Here is a 6180-nt window from a genome sequence, read left to right as displayed (position 1 = left end):
TCTACATCCAGGATGTGCCGACGACGGCCGGCAACCCGAACACCTGGGCGACGACGGCCAAGCCGACCGGTATCACCTGCACCACGGGCGCCAACGGCAGCAACGGCATCGGCTTCCCGATGGCAAGGGAGGACACCCCCAAGGCGGCGACGTCGACCAACCCCGCCTACGCGTGCCGCAAGGGCGACGTCTTCGTCCAGGGGACGCTCGAGGGTCAGCTGACCGTCGCAGCCGAGAACTACATCTACATCACCGGCAACCTCGCTTACGAGGACCGCGACCGGGACATCCTCGGGCTGGTCGGCAACAACGCCGTCTTCGTCTGGAACCCCACCAACGGCTCGAACAACCGTCTGCTGACCGACTACAACCGGACGATCGACGCGGCGATCCTTTCCGTCGCCCACACCTTCCAGGTGCAGAACTACGACGAGGGCGGGGATCGCGGCGAGCTGCGGGTCTACGGGGCGATCGCGCAGAAGTTCCGTGGCGTCGTCCGCGGCGGAACCAACGGCTACTCCAAGGAGTACGTCTACGACGACCGCTACGTCTACACCGCCCCGCCGAAGTTCCTCTCGCCGGTGACGACCACCTACGGTGTCAGCGTCTGGATCGAGGTCAGCCCGATCTTCGCCGCCGACGGAAGCTACCTCTGACCCGTGATGGACCTCGTCATCTACGGCCTGGTGGCCGCGCTGGGCCTCGCGATCGGCTCGTTCCTCAACGTCGTCATCTGGCGCGTGCCGCGCGGCGAGTCCGTCGTGAACCCGCCTAGCGCCTGCCCGCGGTGCGGCGCCGTGATCGCACCGCGGGACAACGTCCCGGTGTTCTCGTGGCTCGCGCTGCGGGGGCGCTGCCGGGGGTGCCGGGAGCCGATCTCGCGTCGCTACCCGCTCGTCGAGGCGGCCACCGGGATCGGGTTCGTGCTCACCTACGCCTGGGTGGGGATGACCCCAGCCCTTCCGGCATTCCTCTACCTGTGCGCGATCGCGATCGCGCTCGCCCTCATCGACCTCGACACGCATCGGCTGCCGGACGCGATCGTGCTGCCGTCGTACGGCGTGGTCGTCGTGCTCCTGGGTGCCGCCTCCGCGTCGACCGGTGACTGGTCGGGCCTCGTGCGGGGCGTCCTCGCCGGGGCCGCGCTGTTCGCGTTCTACTTCCTGCTCGTCGTCGTCTACCCGGCCGGGATGGGCTTCGGCGACGTCAAGCTCGCCGGGGTGCTCGGCCTGTACCTCGGCTGGGTCGGCTGGGGTGCCGTCCTCATCGGCGCCTTCGCAGCCTTCCTGCTCGGCGGAGTCTTCGCCGTCGCGCTGCTTGTGCTGCGCCGGGTCCAGCGCGGCAGCGGGATCCCGTTCGGGCCGTGGATGCTCGCGGGCGCAGCCGTGGGGCTCGTCGCGGGCGAGCCGCTCTGGGCCGCCTACCTGTCACTCATGGCCTGACGAGTCTCCATCCGGCCGATCACTCAAGACCTCGTGCCCGTGACCCGATAGACGCGATGGAAGCAGACGACGTTCGGAGGAGCAGTGGCCAAGTCAGCCGTCATCGGCCTGGACATCGGCACGACATTCGTGCGGGGTGCCGAGGTCGAGCAGTCAGGAAGGTCGGGGCACACGCTGGTGCGCTACGGCCAGGTCCCCTTGCCCCTCGGCGCCGTCCGAGACGGTGAGGTGGCCGAGCCGGAGACCGTCGCCAGCGCGTTGCGCCAGCTGTGGAGCCAGGCGAAGTTCTCGAGCCGCGAGGTCAACATCGGGATCGGCAACCAGCGGGTGCTCGTCCGGGAGCTCGACATGCCCGCCATGCCGATGGCCCAGATCCGCTCCTCGCTGCCCTTCCAGGTCCAAGACCTGCTCCCGGTAGCTGTCGAGGACGCGCTGCTCGACTACTACCCCACGGCCGAGTACGCCGGCCCCAACGGGCCTGCCGTCACCGGGCTGCTCGTCGCCGCCACCAAGGACACCGTCCAGGCCAACACCATCGCCGTGGAGACCGCAGGGCTGCGGCCCGTCATGGTCGACCTCAGCGCTTTCGCGCTGACGCGTGCGCAGCTGACACCTGAGATGGCCGCGCGGACCGTGGCCCTCGTCGACCTGGGTGGGCGCACGACGACCGTCGTGGTGCTGGCGAACGGCATGCCGAAGTTCATCCGCATGCTGCCCTCGGGCGGCCAGGACGTCACCGAGGCCGTCACGTCGGCGATGAACGTCTCGGTCTCCGACGCGGAGCGCATCAAGCGCGAGCTGGGCGTCGGCTTCCAGGTGGCCCCCGAGATGACCCACGTCGCCGAGTCGATCTACTCGGTGACGAGCACGCTCATCGACTCGGTGCGCAACACGCTGGTGTACTACGCGAGCAACCACCCGGGGGCCGCGGCCGACGGCATCATCCTTACCGGCGGCGGCGCCCAGCTGCCCGGCCTTGGGCAGTACCTCGCGAGCGCGACCCGCCTGCCGGTGTCGCTGGGTCAGCCGCTCGCGAGCTTCAAGACGGCCCGCTCGGCACCCCAGGGCGACGCGCTGGCTGCGATCCAGCACGACTGCGCCATCGCCGTCGGACTGGCGCTGGGGGTGGCCGCATGAGCGCGCAGAAGTCCGTGGTCGTCGGCGCAACACCGCTGCCACAGGTCAACCTGTTGCCTCCGGAGATCCGTGCCTCCCGCACCCTGCGCGCGCTGAAGCGGGTGCTGGGCCTCGCACTCGTCGGTGTCGTCGCCCTGATCGTCGCGGTGTACGCGGTCGTCTCGCTCCAGCTCGACGGCGCGCGGGGCGAGCTGGCCGACGCGCAGGACGAGACGGCACGGCTCATCGCTGCGCAGCAGGAGTACGCCGAGGTGCCGCAGGTGCTCGGTGCGCTGGAGGACGCCACCACGGCGCGCCGGCTCGGCAGCTCCTCGGAGATCCTCTGGGAGCCTTACCTCACGGCTCTCATGACGACCGCACCGGCGGGCGTCGTCTACACGTGGATCGACTACACCGGGACCACCCCGTCGGTGGCACTCGAAGCCTCGACGAGCCCCCTTCAGGCCTCGTCGGTCGGCACCCTGAGCTTCGTCGGACGGTCGGAGAAGCTCCCGGACGCCGCCGCGTGGATCGAGAGTCTCGAGGGGGTCGAGGGATTCCAGGACGCCTACGTCTCGTCGGTGCTGCTGGGCGAGGGCTCGAGCGGTTCGACCGCGGGTCTCGTGTACTACGAGACGACTGGCACCGTCCAGGTCTCCGCCTCCGCGTTCGCCGCCCGGTTCGTCGAGGAGGAGAGCTGACATGGGGACGAACAAGCGCATCACCTGGGTGGTCGGGACCACGTTCCTGGCCCTGATCCTGTTCGCCGGCGCGTGGTTCCTGCTCATCGGCCCCAACGTCGACGCGATCGCCGAGGCACGCCAGAGCACGGAGGACACCCTCGCGCAGAACGAGGTCCAGACCCGTCGGCTGGCGACACTCAAGGAGCAGTTCGCTGATCTGGCCAGCTATCGGGCCGAGCTCGCCACCATCCGCACGCAGCTGCCCGTCGAGGACGGCCTTCCTGCCCTCCTGCGGGAGCTGGACACGTTGGCGACCGGTGCCGGCGTGACGATCGTGGGCGTGGCCCCGGCGATCCCCGAGACCTTCTTCGCCGCGGCCCCGGTCGACGTCGCCCCCACGAACGAGGCCCCGGCCAGTGACACCGCGACGGAGGACGGGGCTGCGGCACCCGCACCCGCACCGGTCGAGCCGGTGGGAGTCGACGGCCTGGTGGCCATCCCCGTGTCGATCACGGTCCTCGGCTCGTACGACGCGACGGTGGACTTCGTCGAGGGCCTCCAGACACGGATGGCTCGCCTGTTCGTCGTCACAGCCTTCACCGCGGAGGGTCAGGAGGAGAACGAGGCGACCGGCGGCAAGCCGGCGACCCGCGAGGGCGATGCCGAGTTCACCATCAGCGGGGTCATCTACGTGCTCCAGGACACCGCGGCGGCGACGGACGCTGCAGCTCCTGACGCTGGGGACACCGGGACATCGGGCGAGACCGACAGCTGACCCTCCCACCCGCACCACCCCTCGGCCCGCGTCCGCTGCCCGGACGCGGGCCGGGTCGCGTCCGGGCTCGTGGAAGGATCGGGGCATGCTGCGCTGGTTGACGTCCGGGGAGTCGCACGGTCCCGCGCTGGTGGGGATCCTCGAGGGGCTGCCCGCCGGGGTCGAGGTGACGACGGACGACGTCCGTGCGGCGCTCGCCCGGCGTCGGCTGGGGTACGGCCGCGGCGCCCGGATGAGCTTCGAGCAGGACGAGGTCCGCATCCTCGCCGGCCTGCGCCACGGCCTCACCCAGGGTGGGCCGCTGGCCATCGAGATCGGCAACACCGAGTGGCCCAAGTGGGTCGACGTCATGGCGGCCGACCCGGTCGAGGACCCGGCCCTGCTGGAGCGTGCCCGCAACGCACCTCTGACACGGCCCCGCCCGGGGCACGCGGACCTCGTCGGGATGCGCAAGTACGGCTTCGACGACGCGCGGCCGGTGCTGGAGCGGGCCTCGGCGCGAGAGACCGCCACGCGCGTGGCGCTCGGGCTCGTCGCCGCGCGGTTCCTCGAGCAGGCCGCCGGGGTGCGCCTCGTCTCGCACGTGGTCGGGATCGGCCCGGTGAGCGTGCCCGACGACGCGCTGCTCCCGACGCCCGACGACGTCGCAGCGCTCGACGCCGACCCGGTGCGCTGCTTCCACGGCGCGACGTCGGCCGCGATGGTCGCCGAGATCGACGACTGCCAGAAGGCGGGGGACACCCTCGGCGGCGTCGTCGAGGTGCTGGCCTACGACGTGCCGACGGGCCTGGGCAGCTACACGCACTGGGACCGGCGGCTGGACGCCCGGCTCGCCGCCGCGCTGCTCGGCATCCAGGCGATCAAGGGCGCAGAGGTGGGCGACGGCTTCCGCACCGCCACCCGACGCGGCTCCGCGGCCCATGACGAGATCGACCGGGACCCCGCGACCGGTCTCATCCGGCGCCGGACCAACCGCGCCGGCGGGGTCGAGGGCGGCATGTCCAACGGCGAGGTGCTGCGCGTCCGGGCAGCGATGAAGCCCATCTCGACGGTGCCGCGCGCCCTCGCGACCGTCGACGTCGCGAGCGGGGAGCCCGCCACGGCTCTGCACCAGCGCTCGGACGTGTGCGCCGTGCCGCCCGCCGCGGTGGTCGCCGAGGCGATGGTCGCGCTGGTGCTCGCCGAGGCCGTGCTGGAGAAGTTCGGCGGGGACAGCGTCGCGGAGGTGGCCCGCAACCTGGCCGGCTACCTCGACGCGATCCCGCCGCTGCAGCGATGAGCGCACCCGAGAAGGCCGGCCCCGGGCCCGTCGTCGTGCTCGTCGGGCCGCCCGGCTCGGGCAAGTCGACGGTCGCGCGCGCCCTGGCCGTGCGCCTGGGCCTGACGTCGCGCGACACGGACGAGGACGTCGAGCGCACCGCCGGTCGATCGATCAGCGACATCTTCGTGCAGGACGGCGAGCCCGCGTTCCGCGCGCTGGAGCGCGACGCCGTGGCGGCGGCGCTGGCCGCCCACCGTGGCGTGCTCGCCCTCGGCGGTGGCGCGGTGCTGGACCCCGCCACGCAGGCCGCCCTCGCGCGGTACGTCGAGGGCGGGGGAGCCGTGGCATTTCTCGACGTCTCCCTAGCCCATGCGGCACCCCGGGTCGGCTTCAACCAGGCCCGTCCGCTGCTGCTCGGCAACCCGCGCGCGCAGTGGCAGGCCCTCATGGACGCGCGAAGGCCCGTCTACGCCGCTGTGGCCACGCTGCACGTCGACACGGACGGGCGGCGCCCCGCCCAGGTCGCCGCAGAGATCGAGGCGGCCCTGGCCGCGCCGGGAGGACCCACCGATGACTGAGACCCGCGTGAGCGTGGCCGGCGCCCAGCCCTACGACGTCGTCATCGGCTCGCACCTGCTCGGCGCCCTGCCCGGGCTGCTCGGACCTCGCGTGCGCAAGGTGCTCGTCATCCACCCCGGGGCGCTGACGGCCTCCGCCGAGGCGGTCCGCGACGACCTCGTCGCGCAGGGCTACCAGGCGTTCCTCGCCGAGGTGCCGGAGGTGCGCGCGCGGTTGGCGATTGCCGGCGCGCCCGATGTGTCGCAATCGATGTTCATCGCGCCGCTGGTCGACTGGGAGCAGCGCAGCCGCTCGCAGCAGGACATCACCACCGGCATCTCGCGC

Annotated in this window: 6 protein-coding genes and 2 pseudogenes; all 8 read left to right on the top strand. The window is 71.9% G+C overall.

The annotated features are described in order from the left end of the window. Positions 1 to 656 (top strand): annotated as a pseudogene (locus tag PKY62_RS03255) (hypothetical protein); the annotation flags it as partial. Between the two features lie 6 nt (positions 657 to 662). Next, the gene (locus PKY62_RS03250; protein ID WP_324534847.1) at positions 663 to 1442 is read left to right on the top strand and encodes a prepilin peptidase; all 780 of its coding nucleotides are present in this window, start codon (positions 663 to 665) and stop codon (positions 1440 to 1442) included. A gap of 84 nt (positions 1443 to 1526) precedes the next feature. Then, positions 1527 to 2579, top strand: coding sequence for a type IV pilus assembly protein PilM (gene pilM, locus PKY62_RS03245; protein WP_324534805.1), 1053 nt, complete (start codon positions 1527 to 1529; stop codon positions 2577 to 2579). After that, on the top strand, positions 2576 to 3259 hold the full coding sequence (locus PKY62_RS03240) for a PilN domain-containing protein (protein WP_324534803.1): 684 nt from the start codon (positions 2576 to 2578) through the stop codon (positions 3257 to 3259). Before pilM ends, PKY62_RS03240 begins: the two co-directional genes overlap by 4 nt. A gap of 1 nt (position 3260) precedes the next feature. Beyond that, positions 3261 to 4016 carry a type IV pilus inner membrane component PilO gene (locus PKY62_RS03235; protein ID WP_324534801.1) on the top strand — a complete coding sequence of 252 codons (756 nt, stop codon included), beginning with the start codon at positions 3261 to 3263 and terminating at the stop codon, positions 4014 to 4016. 85 nt (positions 4017 to 4101) lie between these two features. Next, on the top strand, positions 4102 to 5295 hold the full coding sequence (gene aroC, locus PKY62_RS03230; protein ID WP_324534799.1) for a chorismate synthase: 1194 nt from the start codon (positions 4102 to 4104) through the stop codon (positions 5293 to 5295). Further along, the gene (locus tag PKY62_RS03225) at positions 5292 to 5855 is read left to right on the top strand and encodes a shikimate kinase (protein WP_324534797.1); all 564 of its coding nucleotides are present in this window, start codon (positions 5292 to 5294) and stop codon (positions 5853 to 5855) included. Before aroC ends, PKY62_RS03225 begins: the two co-directional genes overlap by 4 nt. Continuing rightward, positions 5848 to 6180: pseudogene (locus PKY62_RS03220) on the top strand (3-dehydroquinate synthase); the annotation flags it as partial. The gene PKY62_RS03225 and the pseudogene PKY62_RS03220, both read left to right, overlap by 8 nt.

Source organism: Actinotalea sp., from assembly GCF_035443605.1.
In the GTDB taxonomy this organism is placed as follows: domain Bacteria; phylum Actinomycetota; class Actinomycetes; order Actinomycetales; family Cellulomonadaceae; genus Actinotalea.
The sequence above is the reverse complement of the archived record's forward strand: the minus strand, read 5'-3'. Positions and strand labels throughout refer to the sequence as shown.